Here is a 21031-nt window from a genome sequence, read left to right as displayed (position 1 = left end):
ACGATACCCACCCCATCAACGAAGGCAGTGAATTGAACGAAGGTAAAGAAATACACGCAGACAACGCTGAACATGCCGAAGCTGCATCTGAGGCAGACGGCCTCGAGGATGCACAGCTGGACGATTCCCTGGCACCCAAGCATTATGATGCAAGCGATCTGCGAGTTCTCGAGGGACTTGAGGCCGTGCGCATCCGACCCGGCATGTATATCGGTTCGACGGGTCCGAGAGGTCTGCACCATCTGGTCTACGAGATTGTCGACAACTCCGTAGACGAAGCGCTTGCAGGATATGCCGACCATATCGAAGTGACCATACTGCCAGACAATGGCGTCAGCGTCGTAGACAACGGTCGCGGCATTCCAACCGACGAGGTTCCCGGTGAGGGAGCAAGCGGCGTTGAGGTAGTCATGACCAAGCTCCACGCAGGTGGCAAATTCGGTGGCGGCGGCTATGCCGTCTCCGGCGGACTCCATGGGGTCGGCATTTCAGTAGTGAATGCACTGTCCACCCACGTTGACGTTGAAGTGCGTCAGAAGGGCTATCACTGGGTGCAGCACTATGTCAACCAGAAGCCGACTGCGCCATTGCAGCGCACCGAGCCCATGGCCGATGGTGAGCAGACCGGCACGACCGTGACCTTCTGGGCAGATCCAGCAATCTTTGAGACGACCGTCTACGATTTTGAAACATTGCGCAGTCGTTTCCAGCAGATGGCCTTCCTGAACAAGGGGCTGCGCCTTTCGCTTACCGACCTGCGCCATGTTGACGAGGCGGTCGATGAAGTCACCGGCGATGGGGAAAATGTGGCCGAGGAGCTGCATCAAACGGTTTCGTACCTCTATCACAACGGCATCAAGGATTACGTTGCCTACATGGTGAAAGCCAAGAAGGCGAATCCTGTCGAAGAGGACGTCATCGACATCGAGGCAGAGGATGTCAAGCTTGGCATTTCTGCTGAAATAGCCATGCAATGGACTTCAGCATATTCGGAATCCGTGCACACCTTTGCCAACACGATTTCTACGACCGAAGGCGGCACGCATGAGGAGGGGTTCCGCGCAGCGCTCACCTCGATGGTCAATCGCTATGCTCGCGACAAGAACATTCTGAAGGACAGGGACGATAATCTCTCTGGCGACGATGTTCGCGAAGGCTTGACCGCCGTCATATCCGTAAAGCTCACGAATCCTCAGTTCGAAGGCCAGACCAAGACCAAGCTGGGCAATTCAGAGGCGAAGACCTTCGTGCAGCGTGTCATGACGGAGAAGCTGGGGGATTGGTTCGACGCCCATCCCGGCGAAGCCAAGATGATCATTCAGAAGTCCCTGGAAGCATCCCGCGCTCGTATCGCCGCGAAGAAGGCTCGTGAGAATACTCGCAGAAAGTCCATCTTCGAGACTGCCGGCATGCCCGACAAGCTCAAGGACTGCCAGTCCAACGATCCCAGTGAGTGCGAGCTCTTCATCGTCGAGGGTGATTCCGCAGGAGGTTCCGCCATACAGGGCCGGAACCCTTTGACCCAGGCAATCCTGCCACTTCGTGGAAAGATTTTGAACACCGAGCGTGCAAGCATCGACCGCATGATGAAGTCCGACACCATCGAATCGCTGATCACGGCAGTAGGTGGGGGTTATGGCGAGGAATTCGACCTGAACAAGGTTCGCTACCACAAGGTCATCATCATGGCAGATGCCGATGTTGACGGCGCCCATATCGCAACGTTGAATCTCACACTGTTCTTCCGCTACATGCGTCCGATGATCACTGCAGGTTACGTGTATGTAGCCATGCCGCCGCTCTATCGACTCAAGTGGACCAGAGGTTCGCACGACTTCGTCTACACCGATGCGGAGCGTGACCGCGTGCTTGCCGAGGGCAAGGCATCGGGCAGGCAGTTGCCCAAGGGCGAAGGCATCCAGCGATACAAGGGTCTGGGAGAAATGAGCTATCAGGAACTGTGGGAAACGACCATGGACCCCGAGCACCGAGTCTTGAAGAAGATTCATATCGAAGATGCAGCGCAGGCGGACGAGACCTTCTCCATGCTGATGGGTGACGATGTTGAGCCACGCCGTCTGTTCATCCAGCGCAATGCCCATGACGCTCGATTCATCGATGCCTGATACAGGTAGACAGTCACAGCATAAGAATCTCAGCATCTGAGATTCGTCTCAATATCTATACGTGCGAACAGTCCAAAACACTAAGGAATAACAGTGGCAGACGATAACAATACCAACGGATCCGACGAATTTGACCATGATTCCTCTGAGCGTTCACAGGAGCCGCTCAGTCCCCAAGAGAGCGACACCAACGATTATGGTCTCCTCAATGGAGAACGGGTGCAGCGCATGGATCTGCAGCAGGAGATGCGCGAATCATATCTGGCATATGCGCTTTCCGTCATAGTCGAGCGAGCCTTGCCCGATGTGCGCGATGGCATGAAGCCCGTGCATCGCCGTGTCATCTACGCCATGTATGACGGTGGATATCGACCGGATCGCGGATATAACAAATGTTCTCGCGTGGTCGGTGACGTGATGGGTAAATACCATCCGCATGGCGATAGCGCCATCTACGAAACCTTGGTTCGTATGGCTCAGCCATGGTCCATGCGTTATCTGCTCGTCGACGGTCAGGGCAACTTCGGTTCGCCTGGCGACGATCCTGCAGCGGCTATGCGATACACCGAATGCCGCATGGCACCTTTGGCGATGGAAATGGTGCGTGACATCGACAAGGACACCGTCGATTTCGCGCCGAACTACGATGGCAAGACACAGGAGCCGACGGTACTGCCTGCTCGCTTCCCGAACCTGCTGGTCAACGGATCGTCGGGCATTGCCGTGGGCATGGCAACCAACATTCCTCCACATAATATGGGTGAGGTCGCCACCGGCGTGCATTGGGCGCTGGACAATCCGGATGCAAGCCGAGAGGAGCTGCTGGAGGCTCTGCTTGGCATTATCAAGGGACCTGATTTTCCAACAGGCGCAACGATTCTTGGACATAAGGGCATCGAACAGGCATATCGTACCGGTCGTGGACTCATCACGATGCGCGCTGTCGTAAACACCGAAGAGATTCGTGGACGCATGTGCCTCGTCGTGACCGAACTGCCGTACCAGGTCAATCCTGACCGCTTGGCCTCTTCGATCAAGGATGCGGTGCGCGATGGCAAGATCCAGGGCATCGCTGACATGCGCGATGAAACGTCGGGCCGTACCGGTCAGCGACTCGTGCTCGTCCTGAAGCGCGATGCCGTGCCGAAAGTTGTGCTGAACAACCTGTACAAGCATTCACAGTTGCAGCAGACCTTCGGCGCGAACATGCTTGCGCTGGTTGACGGCGTCCCACGCACCTTAAGCATTGACGCATTCATTCGCCATTGGGTAAACCACCAGCTCGACGTCGTTGAACGCAGAACCAAGTATTTGAAGCGTGAAGCCGAGGAACGCGATCACATCCTGCAGGGCTATCTCAAGGCTCTCGACATGATAGACGAAGTCATCGCCCTGATTCGCCGTTCTCCCGATGTCGATGCGGCTCGCACCGGATTGATGGAACTGCTGGATGTCGATCAGGTGCAGGCGGATGCCATTCTTGCCATGCAGCTGCGCAGGCTGGCAGCCTTGGAACGTCAGAAGATTCTGGACGAGCATGAAGAACTGATGCGCCGCATTGCCGACTACGACGACATTCTCGCCAAGCCAGAACGTCAGCGTGCGATTGTCGGGGATGAACTTGACGAAATCGTCCATAAGTATGGTGATGAACGCAGAACGAAGATTCTGCCATATTCGGGCGAAATGAACGTTGAAGACCTGATTGCCGAGGAGAATGTGGTGGTAACCGTTACCCATTCTGGCTATATCAAGCGCACCAAGGCTGATGAATATAGGGCGCAGCATCGCGGTGGCAAGGGCATTCGTGGTGCCAAGCTGCGCGAGGATGATGTGGTCGACCACTTCTTCCTCACCAGCACCCATCATTGGCTGCTGTTCTTCACCAACAAGGGACGAGTGTATCGAATCAAGGCATTCGAGTTGCCGGAGGGTTCACGCGATTCGAAGGGGCAGCATGTAGCCAATCTGTTGCAGTTTGCTCCTGACGAGAAGATTCAGCAGGTGCTGTCGATCAGTGATTACGATGCAGCGCAGTACCTGGTTCTCGCCACCAAGAGCGGCAAGGTAAAGAAGACCAGGCTTAGCGAATATGACTCGACGCGTCAGGGCGGACTCATAGCCGTGCGCCTTATGGAATTCGCTGGCGATGGTCAGATCGACGGAGCCGATGCACAGGCTGATGATGGTCAGACTGCTGACGAATTGGTCGGTGCTTCGCTGTGCAATGCTGGGGACGATATCATTCTGGTATCTCGCAAGGGCATGAGCGTCAAGTTCTCCGCCGATGATTCCACGCTTCGTCCGATGGGTCGTCAGACCGCCGGTGTTCAGGGCATGCGCTTCCGTGAAAGCGATGAGCTGCTCAGCATGGATGTCGTTCCTGAGGATTCCCATGATGATCTGCTTGTGGTCACGAATGAAGGGTTTGCGAAGCGCACGGCCCTGAGTGAGTATCGTTTGCAGGGACGCAATGGTTTCGGTGTGAAGGCCATCCAATTGGCCGAAGGTCGAGGATCTCTCGTAGGAGCTGTTGTCGTGAGTGAGGATGACGAGATTCTTGCCATCATGAAGTCAGGCAAGGTCATTCGTTCGAACGTTGCCGAGGTCAAGCGCACGGGACGTACCACTCAAGGTGTCACGCTGGCCAAGCCGGATAAGGGTGACGAGATTCTCTCGATTGCTCGCAACATGGAAGATGCCGAGGATGACAGCACTGCCGCGGAAATGGTCGAAACCGGAGAAGTCGCTGAAAATGCCCTCGCTTCCGCACCGAGTGCCAATGGGGATGCAGATGGCAATTCTGCTGAGAATGTGGACGATTCCGCGAAATGAAGCAAAAGACCATAAAAGCTGGTAGCGTCACAACAGAGTTGCGAGGCATGTCGATCAAGGAGAAACGATGAGCCAGAATAACGATGAACCGCGTAAGCCTATCGATTTGAACCATGATGAGCTTCTGGAAGGCACGGACGAGCATCTGGATGCACACGGTCAGAGCGATGGAGCCGAGAAGGATGGCGTGCTGCATGAGAATACTCAGCACGAGGAGCATGAGTCACGTCCGGCACGGTCTGCGCGTTCATTGTCTTCCAATCCGGCGGTGACTGAGCCCCAGATTCGTGAGACCCCATCCGTTCGTCCTGTGGAGCAGGCTCGCGTCTCCTCCTCTAACGAAGGTGCAAGGGAACGTCCAGCCCAAAGAACGCCAGGCAAGCAGCCATCGGTGCCGAGAGCTCGTAGAATGAAGCTTTCGGTGACACGCGTCGATCCTTGGTCTGTTACCAAGGTTTCGTTCCTGCTCGCCATCGCCGGTGGCATCGTTCAGATCGTGGCAGTGGGATTCATATGGTTCCTGCTCAATTCCATCGGCCTGTTCGACAGTGTGACGCAGCTGGTGTCAAAGACTGGTCTGGATGCTGGAAGCTTCGATCTGGCCAGTGTACTCAGCTTGGGAACCGTGCTGAGCGCAACCACCATCTTCTCCATATTTGAAGTGATTCTGGTCATGGTGCTCGCAACCATCGGTGCGTTCCTGTACAACCTGGTCAGCGCGCTGGTTGGCGGCGTGCATGTCATTCTTGGCGATGACTGACTTCTCCATCATGGCGAACAACGCCATCATCGATTGAGATAGATGCTGCCTTGGGTATGTTGTGCGGTTGAGTGCGTAATTCTGAAAGCAGTATTGCGCAGAAGATCAGTACAAAGCCCAGGGCAGTCTGCATATTGACGTGTTCATGGACGAGCACGATGGCACCGAGTACGCCAAACAGACTTTCGGTGCAGAGAATGATCGATCCCTGCGTTGAGGGAATCTTAGAGAATGCGGCATTCTGGAAGGTCTGGGCAATGAGCGTCGAACCCACGATCAGATACACCATGGACCAGGAAACGGCTGGCGTAAAGCTTGCCGCTTTCGGGAATGGTTCGAATATGGCTGCGCCCACGAGAAAGAGCATGCCGGCGACGATGAATTCATAGACGGTCAGAATCAGCGCATCGAATTTCTTGGCAAACAAGCCTTCAAGGACGAGATTCAACGCGAACAGCAATGCCGAAACCATCGTCAATGCGTCTCCCATGCCGAAGTCAAGGCCAAAGCCTGAACTGGGTAGCGAAATGCATCCAATGCCAATCAGACATACGACCGCAGCAACGAGATTACGTATCGTCGGAGTTCGGTGTGCAATCAACCAGACGAGAAACGGAACAAGAACGCAGTATGTGGCAGTCAGGAATGCGTTTCGACCCGGCTCAATGGTGCGTAGACCTTCCATCTGGAATATGAAGGCTGCCCAGTAGCTCAGTCCAAGCAAAACTCCGGCGATGAGCATATGCGATATTGTTGTTCGACGAATGCGATGCCAGAGCACAGCCACCAGGATCAGCGATCCCAGCGTGAGGCGGATCGCCATCATCCATTGGACTTGTATCGCGTCCAAGGCAATTTTAGAAAAGGTGTAGCCACCACCCCATGTGGCGGCCGCTATGAGCAGCATAAGGCGAGCCACCCAGGGAGAAAGCCGCGTGCGTTCGGGTTCCGCAATGTTCTTGACTGCAATGTTCATGACTGCAATGTTCACGAATGTTGAGTCTAGTCATGAAGGGCGAAGAACGGTCTGCGTGTGCTCCCGGATGCCCATGCAACGCTGCGTTGGATATTGACTCGATGTCGGCAAGGGTATTTGGAACTTTGAGCGAGCAATCCTACAGTGAGATATATGAAAAAGGTTGGGTAACCATTGAGTGCAACATCGATATGAGGAGCGGCAACATTATGAGATATTTGGTTACTGGAGCATCAGGCGGATTCGGCGGCTATGCATTGGACTGGCTTCTTAAGATTGCTCCCGATGATGATATTGTCGGTTTGGTTCGAAATCCCGACAAGGCTGGCGATGTTGAATCCAAGGGCGCAGAAGCACGAATCGGCGATTATAGTGACATCGACTCGCTCACGAGAAGCTTTGAAGGCATCGACCGACTGCTGTTCGTTTCAGGAGCTCCCGGCAATCGTCAGCAGGAACACACGAATGTCGTAGAAGCTGCGAAGAAGTGCGGCATCTCGTTCATTGCCTATACGAGTTTTGCGCATGCCGACCTGGTGCATAACATGCTCTCTGAGGATCATGTATTCACCGAGGCCAAGATCGTGCAATCCGGGATTGCGCACACCTTCCTACGCAATAACTGGTATCTGGAAAATGAAACGACACTATTGAAACATGCGTTGGAAACCGGGCAGCTGGTGTACATGGCTGGCGAGGCAACGGTCGGATGGGCGTTGAAGCGCGAATATGCCGAGGCTGCGGCACGAGTACTGATTGCAGGAAATCAGCCGAAAGTCATGGAACTTTCCGCCAATCCCACGCGCTATAGCGAATTGGCACAGGCGTTGGAGGCGGCAACCGGCAAGGCCATCGATGCCGTTGACATGGATGAGACGCAATTTGCTGAAGCGCTTCGCGATGAAGTGCCTGAACCGGCCATTCAGGGGATGATAGGGACTCAACAATTGATTGCTCACGGTGATCTGGAAGTGCAATCCAGCGATTTTGCGCTCGCTCTGGGGCATTCCCTTGTCGGCTTGGAAGATGCAGTGAAGGAACTGGTTCGATCCCGACACCTTCTCTGAATGGCTGAATTACGGCGATTTGCTGACCAAAGTGTTAGAATTTGCTAGTCCGGGCTATGGTTCAAAGGGCTGAGTGGGACTTTGAACGTATGGCAATTGATATGAGAGGGGTGGTTTACGATGTTGGGATTGGTTCTTGTACTTCTAGTTCTCTGGATTATTGGTGGTATCGCTGGAATCATACTCAAGGGATTTCTCTGGCTGTTCTGGGTTTCTCTTGTGCTGTTCGTCATTACTGCGGTATTTGGATTCGTAAGAGGATTGTTCAGCGGAAAACGCTCATGATTGATTGCTCATGATTGATTGCTAACGATGTCAATCAAAGAGTTGAGGGCTGCATGGTATGCACATGCAGCCCTCATTTGTTGTTCTTTCGAGTTTTGTTGCCATTCGCAGATATCAATGTCGGAAATGGTTGAAATCAGGGCAGCATATTGCGAAAATTGACCTCCTCTACTTTTCAATTGTCGCAAAACTCGACATTGCGACGTTATCGCCACGAGATTGTTACTCGTCGTCGCTGTAAATTGCCTTTTCGATGCGGATATCGGGAATGATCCACAGCAGGGCGACCAACACGTATATGACATACGATGCGATTGGCTGAATGAATGCAGCTCCTGCGGCAATGGCATATCCCACCACCGAAATTTTGCCCTTGTAGTCCTTGCCGAGGGTTTTGCCAAGCGGCGATTCCTTGCCCTGCAGATGAATGATCAGGTTTTGCAGAAGGATATAGGCAACGGAACACATCAGCAGAATTATGCCGTATACGCATGCAGGAGCTGCAGTCAGAGGGTGTTCGTTTGTCCAGGAGGTCGATGCGGGAATCAAGGAAAGCCAGAAGAGAAGATGAAGGTTCGACCAGAGTATCTGCCCGTTCACGGCATCGACCATCATGATGAGATGGTGGTGATTCGTCCAGTAAATGCCGACATATATGAAGCTCAGCACATATCCTAGAAAAACAGGCACATCTGTTTCCAAATCAGCGAAGGATGCCCCCCGAGGGACATCCAGGTCCAACACCATAATCGTGATGATGATGGCAAGCACTCCATCGCTGAAGGCTTCCATACGATTTCTTCCCATACGAGCTCCTCTCGTTGCTGCTTATTCTTGCATGCATGGAAAACAACGGATGCAAGATCACGTGATTTTCTTCTGAAAGCCCGTGTACGTTAACCCTGCTGTTGTAAGTTGGAATCATGCAGGTTGATCTTCTCGATGAGCGTCACTATTCTCAGGCAATGCGAAAGACAGTGCTGCCAGCGTTGGACGCGTGCCGATCTGAAGGCTGGTTTACAGCTTCTGCTGGTTCGCATGACTTGCACCACCACGATCCTGGGAAGATACATTATGTATGTTTCGATGCCCATGCTTTCGATGCACTGCATATCAGCGGTGCCACGGCAATATTTCGCGGTGCGGTCGTCATTTCCCACGGCCTGACGGAATTTGCCGAGAAATTCAATGAGCTTGCCTGGTATTTCCTTCTTGCGGGGTATTCCGTGTGCATTATCGAGCACCGAGGTCATGGTCAGTCGGCACGAGACGTTGCTGACCCCGATCTTGTATGGATCGATGATTGGAACAGGTATGCAGAAGACATGTCCTATTTCTGCTCCCAGATTGCGCAGGAATATGCCGATGGCTTGCCTCTGTGCCTCTTTGCGCATTCCATGGGTGGAGGCATCGGTGCTGCCGTTCTGGAACAGCGTCCGACGATTTTTGACAAGGCTGTGCTGTCTTCGCCAATGATCGCTCCGCGAACCGGCTTGCCCAACTGGCTTGCTGCGGCGTTCGTGAGTTCGGCATGTGCCGCAGGATTCTCCAAGCGCATGGCTCCAGGTCAGCGGCCTTTCGTTGCCTCGGCGCGCGTGCAGGATGTTGAGAATGTCAGCGCTTCGCGCGCGAATTGGTTTCATGCATTGCGCATGAACAACATGCGACGCCATACCAGCGCTCCCACATATGGATGGGTGAGAGAGTCGCTGAAGCTCTCCCACAGCGTGCTCCAGCCAGGTATGTGTGCACGCATCGAGACGCCCGTATTGGTCTTTCAATCTGGCAATGATGACTATGTGCTCAATCCTCCTCAGAATCGCTTCGTTCAACAGGTGCGTGACGGCGGCTGCCCTGCCGAGTTGATTCGAGTTGATAACGGCCCTCATGAGCTCTACAGCATGCCCAATCCAGCGATGGGGCCTTATATTGACAGAATGATCTCGTTCTTCAACGATCCGATTCGACTGTAGGCTTTCAGCCGTTCATGGAGTCCCGAAGTTGCATAACGCCAACATGGGTTATATAGTTATGTATATAACTAAATAACCTGAGTTATGGTGAATTCGGCAGATGACTTGTGCGGCCTCATGAGCAGCGCACAAGCCCGCAAGCTTTGCATCAAGAGATCGACGAATGAGAAATGAGGAAATGAATGCCCGAAATATCTTCATCATCTGAGCCAATCTTTCTTGCTCTTGCGAGGATTATCAGCAACGCAATACTTGCAGGAACATATAAGCCAGGCAGTCAGGTGCCATCCACCAATGAATTGGCAACCTTTTTCAAAATCAATCCGATAACTGCGGGACGTGCCCTGACCGTGCTCACAGAACAGGGGATTTTGTCAAAGCGCCGAGGAGTGGGGACCTTTGTTACTCAGGATGCGGTTGCGCTGCTGCGTGCATCACGAATTGATGAATTCACCCGCACGTTCATCGATCCTCTGCTTGCGGAAGCAAAGCTCCTAGGCATTTCCGATAGAGAGATAGCACAGAAGATTGCGGAGAGAAACAACACGTTGCTAGGAATTGAAACCATGTCTGATCCTTGGAAGGAACGATAATGAATAGCGAAGAAAGTGGGATTTCGGATGGCATTGTCACCCAAAAGCTTTCGAAAGAATTTGGAACTACCCATGCGTTGGACAACGTCAACGTTACTTTTCGCAGAGGCACCATTCACGGTCTTCTTGGACGAAACGGCGCTGGGAAGACGACGCTTATGTCCATTATCTGCAACCATAATTTCAAAAGCTCAGGCAATGTATACATTGATGGGCAAGATCCTGCGGAAAATGCCGCTGTTCTTGGAGACATTTGTTTTGTTCACGAAGATCAGCGGTGGCACGACAATTACACGGCAGACATGATCCTTGGTTCCGCTTCGAGATTCTATCCGAACTGGGACAGGCAATTGGCAGCGCATCTTGCTAAGAAATTCAGTCTGCCAGCAGCGACCAAGGTCAGTAGGCTCTCACGCGGGCAGCGTTCCGCATTGGCAATAACGATTGTCTTGGCATCGCATGCCGAATACAGCTTTCTGGATGAACCATACCTAGGTCTTGATCCCACAGCTCGTGGAATTTTCTATGAGGAACTTGCTACCACGCAGGCGGACGATCCACGAACCTTCATCATGTCGACCCATCTGATTGATGAGTGTGCTGGGCTTATGGAGACGGTGACCATCCTGGATCAAGGCCATGTGTCGCAATCCGGTGAAGTCGATGATGTGCTGTCGAAAGTCTGGTCATTCACCGGCATGAAGCGGTCTCTAGAGCCGATGCTTCCGGCCTTGGAAATACTGTCTTCCTCCAGTATGGGTGCCATGTGCTCGGTGGTGTTCAAGGGCTCGCTTGACGACAGGCAAGTTGCGCAATTACGAACGGGTGACGTTTCAGATCTGCGGCATGCAACCCTTCAGGAACTGGTCTCGGCTATCGGGGCTTTTGAGCCACAGAGCCATGAGCAGTCAACCGTTGAGAAGGATGATTCGTTCCATGGAGGCCACAGAGATACCGCCACGAAAGGAGTATTGCAATGACTGGAACAGCATCATCTTCTGGAATGCAGAGAGACAGGGGCATGCAACGCGGGGAGAATGCACCATTGAATCACAATCCGAACGGAGCCGTTCAGCGACATCAAGGCAAACGGCGCAACGTTATGGCTGTGCTGACTCAATATCTGGCTGAAAGGCAATACTCTCTGCTCATTCCCCTATACATACTGGTTCTGATGTGGCTTATCAGTGTGATTATTGTTCTCTTAATGGGAATCAAGGCGGGACTTCCATTGCCAACGTCGATTCAGGAGGGCAATGCAGTCGGCAATGTCGGCTCGGTCATGAGCACACCATATTTCCTGGTCGTAGGGGGAGCGTTATGCGTGAATAGGCAGTTCAACGCTGCGCTTTCATTTGGGTCCACGCGAAGGGATTTTTGGATAGGCACTACCTTGGGCTTCTTTGTCACTGCTGCGGCGAGCGGGATATTCGTGGATATTGCTCTGCTCTGTGAAAAGATCACGAACCACTGGTGGTTGGGCGTACATGCATTTGATGTGGCAATTCTAGGCTCGGGAAACTATATCCTTGCCTTCTTGGTCATGTTCACCTTGACGTTCACCAGTCTCATGATTGGGGCAACATTCGGAACGGTTTTTCGTTCCTTCGGCACCAAGGCATTGGCTGTATCGATCATTGCCACCGGTGTGGTGCTTCTCGCGGCATTCGCAGTTAGCATCTGGCAGAGCACACCCATCCTGCGACTCTTCGCGGAGTGGGGCGTATGGACCTTGATTGCCTTCCTAGGTGTGGCAAGCTTGATCATGACCATCGCCGGATACTGCGTCAATCAGCACGCCACCATCTGATTTGGGAAGCAAACGGTGAGGGAACAGCGTGATATGCCTTGCCGCTTGCAACTCCAACAATCTAACTCTAACAATCTTCAGTGCGACAAGTCAGTTCATGTCAGCTCTGCTGTGGACGAGATGGCGCATCGTAGTACGCATCCTATCCCTCTTCTGCCAATTCGGGATGTAGGCGCACTTCCCGCCGAAGTTCACGCTTGAGAGTGCGTCGTGCCTGGAGCAGGGTTTTGATATATCGCTTCCCCAGAATCTTGCGTCTATAGATTACTGCAAAGAGCGTGTGCGGAATCATGCATGCCACCGCGGCAAACCCGTTCATGCCGAATGTCATGAAGGCATAGACGGTCAGAAGTGCGGTGATGACCACAAACGGTAGCCAGTGCAGCCAGGATTGTATATAGAACAGGGCTCTTTCAATGTTTAATATCGAATAGGCGAACCCATGCGCTTCACTCACCAAGGCAAGGTAGAGCAGCAATATGTAGCCATACATATCGAGCAGCGGATGCACTTGATCCAGACCTGGTTCAACGATGATGATGGCAATGCTGGGAACGATCATTCCTGCGAGAATGAACTGTGCCGTAGTATGCTGCATTTTCGCAATGAAGCTTGACGATTCTTTTTTGTAAAATTGAATCGCGCCGTTGATGTATTCGAGCCGCATGGTTTTTTTCTGATACGCCAGGAGATTCGGGTTAGGTGATGTCGGTACGACGCTTCGTCGGTTAATGACGAGCATGTCCATCGCCCCGATGGCAAGGCTGACAATTATCGCTGTCGGCAATCCCGTCACGTACGCCATGCCAAGCCAGAGAAATGATAGCAGTGCAAGAGACAAGTAAGCGAACAGCAGTTGCAATACATCGAAACGATTGTGCTTCAGCTGCTCCTCTCGAAGTTGGCCTTGCATCCTCGAGTCGGCAATGGCAAACATAAGAACCAGCATTTGAAATCCAAAAAGTATGGTTATGGCATGTTCTCCACTAGTGAAGAGCACATTGTAGATGGCCTTTTGCTGATTGCTTGGCACATAAGAAGTCAACAGTTTGCATGCTTGGTTGAATGCAAGATCGAGTTGGAAACCAACCCAGGGGAAAATGAACGCACAGGGGATTGCTGGTAGAAGGTATCGTATATGTTTCACCGTTCTCCTCTCATCCTCTCAATTGGCCTGTTACCGGTCACGTCCGGCTTCAAACAGCTTATGGGAGCGAATCGAAGAACACTATACGATATGACTAAAATGAGTCAGTTTCTCCACAATGATGTAGTTTTCATGGTGTTTGTGTATGGAAACTGTGTGGGAGTCAGGCATCCACGGTACCTGCCATGGCACCGAGTTCCCTGACGGCTGCGATAAGGGAAAGCTCGAGTGTGCGCACGCTGTGCACTTCCTCGTCGGTATCGACATGCACCACCACCTTCAAGGCGGCGATGAGCAGCGCAACCGCGAGACGTGCCTGGTGGGGGTCAGAGGTGCGCCGCTCTGCAAGTACATGCATGCTTTTGAACAGTTCCTTGAAATGAGCACCAATCTCAGCAAACGCTTCGGTATGGCAGCTGGAAAGCTGTTCGCGAAGTGTGGTCGTGTCCTTGGGCAGAATAATGCACGATGCGAACACACCGCACAGGTCTGTGAGTAGCCCACCCTTGCTATGAAGGAACTGCTCTCGTTGCACTGCCGTCAAAGGGTGCAACGAGATTCCAAAAATCGCATCTGCCTTGGAAGGGTAGTAGTTGAAGAAAGTTCGAGCCGAGACATTGGCTCCTGCACAGATTTCCTCGACAGTAACCTCTGCAAAACCGCGCTTCTGCGCAAGCGTCATGGCAACATCATGAGTGGTGTCACGCGTGAGTTGTTTCTTGCGCTCGCGCAATCCGAGAGTCTCCATGTCGTTCACTATCACTTTCTATTCCTAAAGGCTTATGGTTCTTTGGTCGTTTGCATGCTTGCGAGCAAGAAAACATACCGTTTTCAATCACATCGTCTTCGAGTGCACACCATATTTCTAGTCCGAGTGTAGATGTTCTATTCCGACTCGTCCCCGGACTTTTGGGCAGCAGCTTGGTCTGCCGCCCTGTCTGCGGCCTGCTCTTCCAAGGCAGAGCGCTCCCTGAGCGGTGGTACGCGGAACATGCTGGTCAGGATCAACGCGACGACGAGCACTCCTGCGCCTATCCAATAGACGGTGCGCGCTGAAGCATCAAAGCCGTTGATAAAGGGCCGCGTCAGCCTGCTGTCAGCACCGTTCAAGAATGACGTATCGCTTGTGGATGTCGAAGAGGAAGAGAGTGAACCGCTCTTGCCACTGTTCTTCTTCATGGAATCGGAGAGCTTGGGAACGACCTCTTTCACCACACTCTTGCGCTGTGATGCATTGGCATAGTCAATGCTCAGCTTTCCATCAACAACGCTGAGATTGCGTTGGGAAGCGACCTGTTGCAGTGCCTGGCTCTGGGCTGCAGGTACCGCCGCTGCCACTTGCTTGTCAATCATGGACTGAACCATGGCGGCATCGGTGATGCCTTTGGCCTTAGCCTGCTGCTGTACGGCAGCACTGACCTTGGTTTCAACGGCAGCTTTTGCTCCCGCATCAACCTTGGTCGTAGCCGCATCGAGCGACTGCTGCGACTGCTTCTTGATCTGCGAGACGATAGGATTCCAAATCTGCTTCATGACTGCCTTGTTTTCTGAAGCGGCTGCAACGCTTGGCGTCAAAGCGGCATTCAAACCGTTGCTCAATGCAGTCTGATCCGACATGGCATTGAGAATATTGGTCGGCATGACCGAGAACAGTACGGACAGCAATACCGCAGTGCCCATCGTTCCTCCTATCTGACGGAAGAAGGTGGCCGAGCTGGTGGCAACGCCCATGTCCTTGCTCAAGACGGCATTCTGACTTGCCTGGATCAATGCCTGCATCAGGAAGCCGATGCCAAGGCCAAGCACAAACATGCCGAGCATCATGGCCTGAAGAGGCCGTCCGATGGCCCAAATCAGAAGCCCATATCCGATCACTGCAACGGCGGTGCCCAGGGGAGGGAACCATTGGTATTTTCCAGTACGTGAAATGATAAGACCCACGGTGATTGAGGAAATCATCAGTCCGATCACCATAGGAATCGTCGCAAATCCTGATTGGGTCGGAGAAAGGCCTTCTGCAATCTGCAAATATAGTGGAATGGTCAGCATTGCGCCAAACATGCCGAAGCCGAGCAGTGCGCCGAGAATCGATGCCATCGAGAACGGCCTAGAAATGAAGAGGCGCAGCGGCAGAATCGCATCGTCGCCCATATGCTGTTCGATGACGATAAAGGCAATCAGGCCAATGGCCGAGATAATGTAGCACACTATGGAGCCTGTGGATCCCCATCCCCAGTCACGACCCTGCTCTGCAACAAGGAGGAGTGGAACGAGCGCGATGACGACCGTCGTTGCACCCCACCAATCGACGCGATTTCGGCGTTTGTCGCCAAAGCGCGGAAGGTGCAGGAATGCGAAGACCATGCCGAAAGCCAGCAGTCCAACCGGCACGTTGATCAGGAAGACCCAACGCCATCCTGTGATGCCAAGGATGCTGCTCGCGTTGGCAAAGATGCCGCCGATAAGCGGACCGATGACGGTCGAGACACCGAACACGGCAAGGAAATAGCCTTGATATTTCGCTCGATCACGAGGAGCCACGATATCGCCGATGATGGCAAGTGGCAGTGACATGAGGCCACCAGCTCCAAGACCCTGGAAGGCGCGGAAAGCCGCCAGCATGATCATGGATGTCGAGAAGCTTGACATGAGCGAGCCCGCGATAAAGAGACCGATTGAGATGATGAAGAGCGGTCGGCGTCCGTAAATATCCGAAAGCTTCCCATAGAGCGGCGTGGTGATCGTCGATGCGATCAGATAGGCGGTGGTCACCCATGCCTGCTCGTTGAGCCCGTGGAGATCATCGCCGATGGTTCTGATTGCGGTGCCCACCACGGTCTGATCCAGGGAACTCAAGAACATGGCCGTCATCAAGGCATAGATCACCAGCATGATCTGACGCTGATCCATAAGGCTGTGACTGCCGGGCGCATGTCTGCCCTGGGGACGACCTGTTGCTGCTATTTCAGATGCCATAGGATGCCATCGTTCCTTCCATCGGGGAAATCAGTACCATACACGAATTGCCATGTTCCAAGTACGCCGTGCAAGTGTGCCAAGCGAATTCACAAGAAGCGCTCGAAGCAAAAAGTTACAGTACTATAACTTTGCAGAGATGCAAAATTATGCTTTCGGCAAGTGTGAGGCATACCACAACTGCCAAATGGATTGCATCAGGCCTGGAGCATGCAATCCGACGGAGAACCGGGCTACGACTTCGCGAATCGCTGCTGTGAAGGACGTGACATGTAACACGCTGTGCGGGTAGTGGTAATGTTGCATGTCTAGCATGACATTCATTCATAGAGTATAAATTGGTGTGAGGCCGTGTTATTCCTGACTTTTCCACGAAGCATGTGATGAAGTGGTATAGCCGGTCAGGTGCTCACCGTTCGACTAGGGAATGGAGCAGGACATGTTAGAATCCAATGCACGTGAACTTGCAGGCGAATTGGTTGGTCGGCGAGAATCCATCAATCGCGAGCTCAGTCGCAACGGTGTCCGTTTCGGCATCTATGCCAATGGCCATTACGAGGATCGGCTCTTCCCCTATGATCCAATTCCACGAATCATTGAATCTGACGAATACGACAATCTTGAACGAGGACTCAAACAACGAGTCAAGGCGCTCAACGCATGCCTTCGTGACATCTATTCAGACAAGCGCATCATCAAGGATGGCGTGATTCCCGAAGAATACGTGTACACCTCCGTTGGCTACTGCCCACAGGTCAATGGTGTCACACCTCCGGGTGGAGTCTTCGCGCATATTGCCGGAGAGGATCTTGTCCAAGGAGAAGACGGGCAGTGGTGGGTTCTGGAAGACAACCTTCGCATACCGTCCGGTGCGAGCTACCCCCTCTTTGTCCGTGACATTGAACGGCGCATCCATCCAACACTCTTCCGTGACGTGCACATACGAGATAACCGCGCATATCCCCGGCTGCTGCGCAAGTCAATGGATTTCGTCTCCACTGAGGGCATAGCCGTCCTGCTGACGCCGGGCAGTCAGAATTCAGCCTTCTTTGAACATGCATATCTTGCCGAAAAGACCGGAGCCACACTCGCCTTTCCGGAAGATTTGGAAGTCGTGCAGAACCGCGTGTACTTTGTCGACTATGCAGGCAAACGTCAACGAGTCGGCGTGATCTACAGGCGCTTGGCTGACGAATACCTTGACCCGTTCAGCTTCAATCCTGATTCAGTCATCGGAGTTCCTGGGCTGCTGGCAGCGTACAGTGCTGGCAATGTGGCCATCATGAATGCGCCAGGCAATGGTGTCGCCGATGACAAGGCCATGTATTACTTCGTGCCCAACATGATTCGCTACTACCTGCACGAGGAGCCGATTCTTCAGAACGCGCCGACCTATATGCCGATGTTCGAGAAGGATAGAAAGATCGTGCTTGATCGTCTTGGCGAGCTTGTCATCAAGGATGTGGCCGAAGCTGGCGGATACGGGGTGGTGTTCGGTTCAAGTCTGCATGGCAAGGAACGCGAGGAGATGGCGGATAGGATTCGTGAAGATCCACGTCGCTTCATCGCCCAAGAGGTCATTCAGTTCAAAGACATCGACATCGTCAATCCAAAGACAGGCGAAAGGATGCCGCGAAAGGCCGATTTGCGGGCGTTCGTGATATCCGGCCAGCATACGCACGTCTGGTATTCGGGATTGACGCGATATTCGTCGTTCAAAGGCGAGATGATCGTCAACTCATCGCAGGGCGGCGGGTTCAAGGACACATGGATTCTTTCGCCCGAGCATTCCGAGGAACTGGATGAGAAAACCCAGCGTGATGCTGTGAATCTGGTTGGCAACTATTCCAAGCATGCGGCGACCTTGGTCACTGCAGCCAAGGCTGACAATCTCTATTGGCTTGGCCGCTACACCGAACGCGTGTTCACCACCATCGGTCAATTCTTCCCCTTCTATGATCTGGTCATGGACACTCAGGTCGAGGCATTCAAGCCATTCGCCAAGGCATTGGACCTGTCGGAAGACTTTGACGACTTCGACAGTTTCATCCATTCCTTCCTCTATGACCCTAACAATGCCAATTCCGTTCGCAGCGCCATGCAGGCAGCTTTCAACAATGCGGTTGTATTGCGTCCTGAACTTGGATCGGATCTGGTGCAGTACGTTGAAATGTCGGTGAATACGATAACCGGAGCTGCTCATGGCGGCTTGAAATCCGAAAACATTTACAGACAGCGTGACATCACCGATTATATGCTGGCGCTGTGGGGAGGGGTCGAGAATTCAGCATTGGCACCCGTGCTCAAGGCATTCCTGTTCATCGGTAAATATCTTGAGCGAGTGGACCTATATACGCGATTTGGTCTTCCTGAGGCTGATTTGCAAGCGCCTCTGAACAAGCTCGCCACCTACGGTGTGATGCTGAACGGCATGCCGTTGCCGCAGTGCTTTGCATCGGGGGCACGGCAGTTGCTCAAACAGCTGCCAGAACGAGGCTACGAGCAGCTTTCGCAGCGCATCAGCGAGTTTCTCAATGGATTTGAAGGGCGGGTACTGGATATTGATAGCGGGAAACCACGAGTGATGAACTCGATGAATATGGATTTTCGACTTGAATAAACGTTGTTGAGTGGGAATGAACACGCTCGGTGGACATATGCTCGCCGTTTTCTCTGACGCTTGACTGACCAAGTGTGTTGTGATGCGTGTGTGTATGCTAACAACGTAAGAATGCGTGAGATGCTGGTTTGGGACTTGCTGTTTCACGCATGTATTGAGGAGCAGATTGCTTGTGAAGAAACTTGTATTCGACTATGTGATGAAGCTGAGCTTCAGCGATGCCGTGACAGATCATCGCTTTCAGTTGCGCTGCGTGCCAGCTTCAGGTCCACGTCAACAGGTTATCGATGTCAAGGTGAAGGTTCTTCCATCAACGGATCTGGAGACCGAGCATGATGGCTTCGGCTCTGTCGTCATGACTGGCTTTATCCCCAAGCCGCACGCATCCTTTGAGTATTCGGTCACAGGCATTGCCTTTGTTGACAATGACCATACGCAGTCAGAAGAATTCAAACCACTGTATACCTATGAATCAGTGCTGACAGTACCAGGTCCGGCAATTGAGGCACTGTGCAGGAGTTGCAAGGAGAAGCTGGCTGCAGAGCACAAGAGCGACGATTCAATGGCAACGGCCAGTGAGGTCATGAGCCAAGTATTCAATGCCTTTACCTATACGCCAGGTGCGACGACGATCCGCACCACCGCTGAGGAGGCGTTGGAGCAGGGGACTGGGGTGTGCCAGGATTATGCGCATACGATGCTGTCCGTCTGTCGTAAGCTAGGCATTTCCGCGAGATATATCGCAGGTCTGCTGATGGGTGAAGGGGCCACGCATGCTTGGGTTGAAATCTATGACAATGGTCGTTGGGTTGGTTTCGATCCCACACATAATCGGCTGGTCAACGACGATTACATCACGATTTCCCATGGCCGGGATTATCGCGACTGCGTCATTGACATCGGCACCTTCTCCGGGGCAAACGTCGAACAGCATCAATGGGTCAATGCATCGGTGCATGAACAGATCGCATAGCATGAGGTGGTGAATCCTCCAGCGCAGTTGGAAGAACTGCCGGGAAGACCTGCAAACGAAATTATTTGACAATATGTCCATAAATGCGCTTAACTACTGAAACAGGCATAGGCCGGTTGCGGCATCATTGATCGGCTTGCCTGCATGCATATCAATCATCTGGCGGCCTTTGGGCATGATCCATTCGGGGAATCCCGGCATCGATTTTTTGCCGAATGCCGCCATATTCTTATCATCAGGAGAACAGTGACATGGCACGAGTGGCTTTTGCAACGGAGGAGAATCTCAACGATGACTCCCTTGAGGAATATCGCAGGCTGGAGTCAGCAGGAAAATTATCGAACATGAAACGAGCGTTGTTGCGCGATCAGGCGACCTACGAAGCATATATGGCCTGGTACGTCTCATGGCAGCGTTTGGCGGAAATCATAGGCACGCGTGCTGCAACGGTCTATGCCCATGCAATCTCGACGACGAATAGCTGCCAGCTGTGCTCGCTGTTCTTCGTGCATGACTTGCGAGAACTGGGACTGGACCCCTCGAGTTTCGAGACAACCGAGGAAGAAGAGCTCCTGCAAAGCCTTGCGCAGCATATAGTGAAAAATCCAACGACAGTGCCTGACTCCCTTTTTGCTGACTTGCATGAGCATTACACCGATGCTGAGATAATCGTGCTGGTTGGTTTTGCTGGCCAGATGATAGCAACCAACAACTTCAATTCCGTGCTGAAGATCGATGTTGACTCAAGGCTGCTGCCACTGCAAGATGAATTCCATCCGGCAACATGGCGCGATGCGATACCTCAGTAAATGTGATTACTGTCTATAACCCTAACTTATGGCTCTGATTGAGAATCGTTGCAATTGTAGGATTCCCCGAGTAACAGACGC

The 21031-nt window shown here is 52.8% G+C and carries 17 protein-coding genes; 11 read left to right on the top strand and 6 right to left on the bottom strand.

Annotated features, from left to right (window positions below; genetic code table 11):
- Positions 1–116: 116 nt before the first annotated feature.
- The 3 genes from gyrB to QN215_RS00970 all read left to right on the top strand — a co-directional run bounded on the left by gyrB (position 117) and on the right by QN215_RS00970 (position 5721).
- The gene (gyrB, locus tag QN215_RS00980; protein WP_404978509.1) at positions 117–2126 is read left to right on the top strand and encodes a DNA topoisomerase (ATP-hydrolyzing) subunit B; all 2010 of its coding nucleotides are present in this window, start codon (positions 117–119) and stop codon (positions 2124–2126) included.
- 93 nt (positions 2127–2219) lie between these two features.
- Complete coding sequence (gyrA, locus tag QN215_RS00975) at positions 2220–4961, top strand: DNA gyrase subunit A (RefSeq protein WP_369344292.1); 2742 nt, start codon at positions 2220–2222, stop codon at positions 4959–4961.
- A gap of 67 nt (positions 4962–5028) precedes the next feature.
- Positions 5029–5721 (top strand): DUF3566 domain-containing protein, encoded by a 693-nt coding sequence (locus QN215_RS00970; protein ID WP_369344291.1) that lies wholly within the window; start codon positions 5029–5031, stop codon positions 5719–5721.
- Here QN215_RS00970 and QN215_RS00965 read toward each other — a convergent pair.
- Positions 5702–6697, bottom strand: coding sequence for a DMT family transporter (locus tag QN215_RS00965; RefSeq protein WP_369344290.1), 996 nt, complete (start codon positions 6695–6697; stop codon positions 5702–5704). The two genes, QN215_RS00970 and QN215_RS00965, sit on opposite strands and share 20 nt — an antisense overlap.
- Before the next feature lie 209 nt (positions 6698–6906).
- Between QN215_RS00965 and QN215_RS00960 the strand changes: the two genes are divergently transcribed.
- Entirely contained in the window at positions 6907–7764 is an 858-nt protein-coding gene (locus QN215_RS00960) for an NAD(P)H-binding protein (RefSeq protein WP_369344289.1), read from the top strand.
- 507 nt (positions 7765–8271) lie between these two features.
- Here the strand turns inward: QN215_RS00960 and QN215_RS00955 are convergent.
- Entirely contained in the window at positions 8272–8856 is a 585-nt protein-coding gene (locus QN215_RS00955) for a TMEM175 family protein (RefSeq protein ID WP_369344288.1), read from the bottom strand.
- Positions 8857–8972: 116 nt separating this feature from the next.
- On the opposite strand from QN215_RS00955, the gene QN215_RS00950 reads away from it, so the two are divergent.
- From QN215_RS00950 to QN215_RS00935, 4 genes are all read left to right on the top strand, one after another.
- Entirely contained in the window at positions 8973–10022 is a 1050-nt protein-coding gene (locus tag QN215_RS00950) for an alpha/beta fold hydrolase (RefSeq protein ID WP_369344287.1), read from the top strand.
- Between the two features lie 182 nt (positions 10023–10204).
- Positions 10205–10615 carry a GntR family transcriptional regulator gene (locus QN215_RS00945; protein ID WP_369344286.1) on the top strand — a complete coding sequence of 137 codons (411 nt, stop codon included), beginning with the start codon at positions 10205–10207 and terminating at the stop codon, positions 10613–10615.
- The gene (locus QN215_RS00940) at positions 10615–11595 is read left to right on the top strand and encodes an ATP-binding cassette domain-containing protein (protein ID WP_369344284.1); all 981 of its coding nucleotides are present in this window, start codon (positions 10615–10617) and stop codon (positions 11593–11595) included. The genes QN215_RS00945 and QN215_RS00940 overlap by 1 nt, the downstream gene beginning before the upstream one ends.
- Complete coding sequence (locus QN215_RS00935; RefSeq protein ID WP_369344283.1) at positions 11592–12425, top strand: hypothetical protein; 834 nt, start codon at positions 11592–11594, stop codon at positions 12423–12425. Before QN215_RS00940 ends, QN215_RS00935 begins: the two co-directional genes overlap by 4 nt.
- A 142-nt stretch (positions 12426–12567) precedes the next feature.
- Here QN215_RS00935 and QN215_RS00930 read toward each other — a convergent pair whose 3' ends face one another.
- From QN215_RS00930 to QN215_RS00920, 3 genes are all read right to left on the bottom strand, one after another.
- Positions 12568–13374: a hypothetical protein gene (locus QN215_RS00930; RefSeq protein ID WP_369344282.1), complete on the bottom strand. Its 807-nt coding sequence runs from the start codon at positions 13372–13374 to the stop codon at positions 12568–12570.
- Positions 13375–13735: 361 nt separating this feature from the next.
- Positions 13736–14335, bottom strand: a complete 600-nt coding sequence (locus tag QN215_RS00925) for a TetR family transcriptional regulator (protein WP_369344281.1) — start codon at positions 14333–14335, stop codon at positions 13736–13738.
- Positions 14336–14457: 122 nt separating this feature from the next.
- Positions 14458–16548, bottom strand: coding sequence for an MDR family MFS transporter (locus tag QN215_RS00920; RefSeq protein ID WP_369344280.1), 2091 nt, complete (start codon positions 16546–16548; stop codon positions 14458–14460).
- 439 nt (positions 16549–16987) lie between these two features.
- Between QN215_RS00920 and QN215_RS00915 the strand changes: the two genes are divergently transcribed.
- Both QN215_RS00915 and QN215_RS00910 read left to right on the top strand, forming a co-directional pair.
- Complete coding sequence (locus QN215_RS00915; protein WP_369344279.1) at positions 16988–19168, top strand: circularly permuted type 2 ATP-grasp protein; 2181 nt, start codon at positions 16988–16990, stop codon at positions 19166–19168.
- 172 nt (positions 19169–19340) lie between these two features.
- Complete coding sequence (locus QN215_RS00910) at positions 19341–20141, top strand: transglutaminase domain-containing protein (protein WP_369344278.1); 801 nt, start codon at positions 19341–19343, stop codon at positions 20139–20141.
- Positions 20142–20234: 93 nt separating this feature from the next.
- Here the strand turns inward: QN215_RS00910 and QN215_RS00905 are convergent, their stop codons facing one another.
- A complete protein-coding gene (locus QN215_RS00905) occupies positions 20235–20366 on the bottom strand; it encodes a hypothetical protein (RefSeq protein WP_369344277.1) in 132 nt (43 codons plus the stop codon).
- Between the two features lie 26 nt (positions 20367–20392).
- Here QN215_RS00905 and QN215_RS00900 point away from each other — a divergent pair, with 26 nt between their 5' ends.
- Positions 20393–20950: a hypothetical protein gene (locus QN215_RS00900; RefSeq protein WP_369344276.1), complete on the top strand. Its 558-nt coding sequence runs from the start codon at positions 20393–20395 to the stop codon at positions 20948–20950.
- Positions 20951–21031 lie beyond the last annotated feature (81 nt).

Origin of the sequence: Bifidobacterium sp. WK041_4_12, assembly GCF_041080795.1 — a bacterium.
GTDB classification, from domain to species: domain Bacteria; phylum Actinomycetota; class Actinomycetes; order Actinomycetales; family Bifidobacteriaceae; genus Bombiscardovia; species Bombiscardovia aquikefiricola.
The sequence above is the reverse complement of the archived record's forward strand: the minus strand, read 5'-3'. Positions and strand labels throughout refer to the sequence as shown.

What these genes read in the sequence shown, in the direction of transcription:
- QN215_RS00970 (WP_369344291.1), top strand. Translation starts at nt 5,029, where the DNA reads ATGAGCCAGAATAACGATGAACCGCGTAAGCCTATCGATTTGAACCAT.
- QN215_RS00965 (WP_369344290.1), bottom strand. Translation starts at nt 6,697, where the DNA reads ATGAACATTGCAGTCAAGAACATTGCGGAACCCGAACGCACGCGGCTT.
- QN215_RS00960 (WP_369344289.1), top strand. Translation starts at nt 6,907, where the DNA reads ATGAGATATTTGGTTACTGGAGCATCAGGCGGATTCGGCGGCTATGCA.
- QN215_RS00955 (WP_369344288.1), bottom strand. Translation starts at nt 8,856, where the DNA reads ATGGGAAGAAATCGTATGGAAGCCTTCAGCGATGGAGTGCTTGCCATC.
- QN215_RS00950 (WP_369344287.1), top strand. Translation starts at nt 8,973, where the DNA reads ATGCAGGTTGATCTTCTCGATGAGCGTCACTATTCTCAGGCAATGCGA.
- QN215_RS00945 (WP_369344286.1), top strand. Translation starts at nt 10,205, where the DNA reads ATGCCCGAAATATCTTCATCATCTGAGCCAATCTTTCTTGCTCTTGCG.
- QN215_RS00940 (WP_369344284.1), top strand. Translation starts at nt 10,615, where the DNA reads ATGAATAGCGAAGAAAGTGGGATTTCGGATGGCATTGTCACCCAAAAG.
- QN215_RS00935 (WP_369344283.1), top strand. Translation starts at nt 11,592, where the DNA reads ATGACTGGAACAGCATCATCTTCTGGAATGCAGAGAGACAGGGGCATG.
- QN215_RS00930 (WP_369344282.1), bottom strand. Translation starts at nt 13,374, where the DNA reads ATGCTGGTTCTTATGTTTGCCATTGCCGACTCGAGGATGCAAGGCCAA.
- QN215_RS00920 (WP_369344280.1), bottom strand. Translation starts at nt 16,548, where the DNA reads ATGGCATCTGAAATAGCAGCAACAGGTCGTCCCCAGGGCAGACATGCG.
- QN215_RS00915 (WP_369344279.1), top strand. Translation starts at nt 16,988, where the DNA reads ATGTTAGAATCCAATGCACGTGAACTTGCAGGCGAATTGGTTGGTCGG.
- QN215_RS00905 (WP_369344277.1), bottom strand. Translation starts at nt 20,366, where the DNA reads ATGGCGGCATTCGGCAAAAAATCGATGCCGGGATTCCCCGAATGGATC.
- QN215_RS00900 (WP_369344276.1), top strand. Translation starts at nt 20,393, where the DNA reads ATGGCACGAGTGGCTTTTGCAACGGAGGAGAATCTCAACGATGACTCC.